The following is a 3775-nucleotide window of genomic DNA, read 5'->3' on the forward strand; positions in this document are numbered from 1 at the left end:
GTAAGAACCCCATAAATAAATTTAGGGGCAAGAGTAAGGCGGACGCCGTATTTCTTGCGCGGTGCCACTCGTTATACATTTTTTATTTTTCCATAAATAAATTTAGGGGCTTGTACCTTTTTCTTTCTGGTCAGTAAACCAACCAAAAAACAAACGTCCCAAACCATTAAATACGGCAAATAAGGAGACTGTCAGTAGATCACAAAGTTTTTTAGAACCCGTGCCAGATGGACATTTCAACAAAACACCCAGACACTAGAAAATCAACGATTAATCAGCATTTCAGGCGATACCGTAAGTTGGGAGCAAAGCGATCGCGCTGAAACCAAGGTACATCGCTTAAGTATTTAACGATAATATCCTGGATAACTGCTTCAATAGGTATTCCTTGTTGAGGAATTTCATTTATGTTTAATTCATGATCTATTTTTGAATCTATACAACCTGTCAAGTTTGTATCTGTTCTTAATAAGTTTAAACTTTTAAATAGCTGTTCAGATAAGTTTAAGAAAGTATCACCTAAGCCAGAATTGGGAAGTATGTATTTAGTATACTTAGAAAGTGAATGCTCTAAAATGCCAGATTCAATATTATTGGTATTACTATTTTGTAATGGTTTTTTTATCATTTTGAACTCCAAAAAATAGAAAATTAATTATTTAGATAGAGGTAGACATTGATATTAATTAAAGACAATAATTTCCTAATATTTTTACTTTACAAAAGCATGTACTAGAAATAGAGCTATTCGTACTCGCTACTGATGTGTAGTTTCTATTTTACTAGTCTTACTTATTAACCCAAGTTGCTAGTTACTAACGTGGGCGATCGCACATGGTCATTTAAGCAATAAAATCCCCTCCAGGAAAAGATAGGAGGGGAATATGCTTAATGAAATAATTGCAGTTTATTCTATCGTCGATGACCTGCTCAAGGCAATTGACCATGACGAAGATGTTCGGCGTGAAATGAGCGATGCAGAAATTATTACAACTGCTGTTTGTGCAGCGATGTTCTTTGATGGAAATCATAGCAAGGCTTGCAGCTATATGAAAGACCATAAGTTAATACCAAAGATGTTAGAAAAATCACGATTCAATCGCCGATTACACGGAATATCGATGTTGATTAACGATTTGTTTCATCAAATAGGAATGATACTGAAAGAAAGTAGTGATTGTACGGAATATCTTTTAGACTCATTCCCAGTACCAATTTGTGACAACATCCGTATCTTTAATGTGAAGTTAATCAAGTCGGAGGAGTATAGAGGTTACATTGCGTCTAAAAAACGCTACTTTTATGGAGTTAAAGTTCAGTTATTAACTACCAAAAGTGGTATTCCAGTTGAATTTGTGTTTATGCCTGGTAGCGCCAGTGACGTGCGTGCGTTGAATGCTTTGCCGTTAAATCTACCACCTGGTAGTGAAGTTTATGCTGATTCGGCCTATACCGATTACACTGTTGAGGATGATCTGGAGGAAACTAGTCAAATCTCGTTGAAAGTGATGCGGAAAAAGAATTCTAAGCGCGAAGACGCGCCGTGGAATCAATACGTTAAACAATCTACTCGCCATTACATTGAAACTGTATTTAGTGGTATCACCCGTGTTTTTCCAAAGTCGATTCATGCAGTCACATATAAAGGGTTTTTACTGAAGCTTGAGTCATTTATTTTTACATTTACTCTCCAACAAGCATTTCTAGAATAAGTTACTTTTTCTACTTTAATTTGTTTTAACGTTTGTACTTTTGGTTAAGTCACAAGTGGCGGTGACGCGCGATCGCACGAATTGAGGGTTACGAAGCACCAAAAATTTGATAACCCGCAACTTGGGTTATTATAGTTGCAAAGTAATTAATCAAACATATTCTGTAACTTTATTAAACTTCAAATAAATGTAAATGTCTTTATTTTACCTATCTTAATCTAAACTTTAAATTTCAAGAGAACCTTCACCTAATAAATACTTATCTAGTCCTGAAATAACGCTAAGGCGTGACGGGGGATGAAATGCAAGAGCATGTGCAGATGCAAAAAGGTAAGCTATTTCAGATGATTTAATAAAAGCTATACCACCTAAAATTTCTGTAGCTCTTGCTGTAACACGCTCAATTGTAGATTGAATCAAGTAGCGTATAAATAAAGCCTGCGCTACTGTACTTTCATCTTGTTCACCGTTCATAATTGAATAAGCAATTCCTTCAAGTGCAGACATTGCTCCTTCTACTTCTGTTACAAGGGCAACACGCTCATTAGCTACGCCTTTTTTAGCTATCAGTGTCCGCTCAACTAATGCACTAGCAATACCAAGATATGCAGATGAAGCTAGTATTTCAAACCAAGTAAATGTCGTAGTTAATATAGAGTTTAATTGCGTCGGATCACCCATATTATATATATATTCTTCAGGTACATAAACATCATTGAGCTTTACTTCATTACTTTCAGTACCAAGAAGAGTCCAACTTTCCCAGAAAGGATAACGCTCTATCCCCGGATGATCAGATGGTATAACTGCTAATGCCAGTTCATTTATTTGTCCTGTTTGGCTTGGACGCAAAATGCTCGCAGTCATGAAATCCATAGAAGCAGATAAAGTGCAAGGTTTTTTACTACCACAGATGACTAACCCGCCTGAAACAGGCTTTACTTGCATACATGATTCAAGAATGTTACTTTCTGTCCTCCCTTCGGCAAAACCAGAAGAAAAATAGAGGTTTTGCTTTGCAACACGCTCCATAAGTGAAAAACCTGACTGGTCAGTTACCATTTTCTGAATCATAACTGTTGTAATGTGATGCATGGTAACTGCAACGGCAAGCGAAGGAGAACGGCTTCCAAGAGCACGCTGTATCTGTATAGCTTGGAGCAAACTAGCACCTATCCCTCCATCTTCTACAACTTTTGCTTGCCCTCTGAAAGCAAGAAGCATATTTCGGCTTGATAATAATCGATTAGTTTCCTTAAAAACTAATTCCTCTGCACCGAAAATAGAAGATTGACCTGGAATTATTGCAGCAAGTGCAACTAATAAAGGAATTTCATCTATTAAACTATGGAAAAGAAAAGAATCTTTTATTTGAAAAGGTTTTAAATTTTCACTAATTTTACTAATAACGATTGTTCCAACTGTTTCTCCAAAGGCGTTACGTACATCTCTATAGTCAACTTGAATTCCACATTCTTTCAAAACTTCAAAAAAACCAATTCGAGTTGGATTCAAACAAATATTCTCTAGAATTAGCTCGGTTTGCCGTCTTTGAAATATGTGTGCGGCGGCTAAAAAAGCTGCCGCAGATGGATCTCCGGGAATGTGGTATTCCGGTAGATGCTGTGAGCATTTACCTTGTATCTGAACAACTCCAGGTAAATCTTGGATATCCATACCAAGATACTGAAAGAGCCGAATTGTATGATCCCGAGATCGAATAGGATAGAAAATTTTTACACTTCGTTCACTTGCAAAAGCTGCAAAAAGTACAGCTGACCTGGCTTGAGCACTACCAATTCTTAATTGGACTATACCATCTTGTAAACAACCACCCTTAAGAACAACAGGAAGACAACCTGGCTCTCCTAAATAATGAATATTTGCACCTAGTTGCTGCAAAGGTTCTACTACCCAGTCCATAGGTCGTGTCCGCAAGGTTTTATCACCATCTACAACAGCTCGAACGCCAAGCCAGACTAAAAGTCCTATAAGAAGACGAGCAGCTGCACTAGATGGACCTAAATTGACGTGCACTTCTTCTTGATTCCACACATTATTTA

The 3775-nt window shown here is 37.1% G+C and carries 3 protein-coding genes; 1 reads left to right on the plus strand and 2 read right to left on the minus strand.

The genetic code is table 11. The annotated features are described in order from the left end of the window. Positions 1 to 274: 274 nt before the first annotated feature. A complete protein-coding gene (locus LC574_RS30615) occupies positions 275 to 628 on the minus strand; it encodes a hypothetical protein (protein ID WP_229457356.1) in 354 nt (117 codons plus the stop codon). A 256-nt stretch (positions 629 to 884) separates the two neighbouring features. Between LC574_RS30615 and LC574_RS30620 the strand changes: the two genes are divergently transcribed. Beyond that, entirely contained in the window at positions 885 to 1712 is an 828-nt protein-coding gene (locus LC574_RS30620) for an IS982 family transposase (RefSeq protein ID WP_229457357.1), read from the plus strand. A gap of 225 nt (positions 1713 to 1937) precedes the next feature. Here the strand turns inward: LC574_RS30620 and LC574_RS30625 are convergent. Further along, a partial coding sequence (locus LC574_RS30625) for a hypothetical protein (protein WP_229457358.1) occupies positions 1938 to 3775 on the minus strand: 1838 nt, incomplete at its 5' end.

The organism is Nostoc sp. CHAB 5715, assembly GCF_020829685.1.
Taxonomy (GTDB): domain Bacteria; phylum Cyanobacteriota; class Cyanobacteriia; order Cyanobacteriales; family Nostocaceae; genus Nostoc.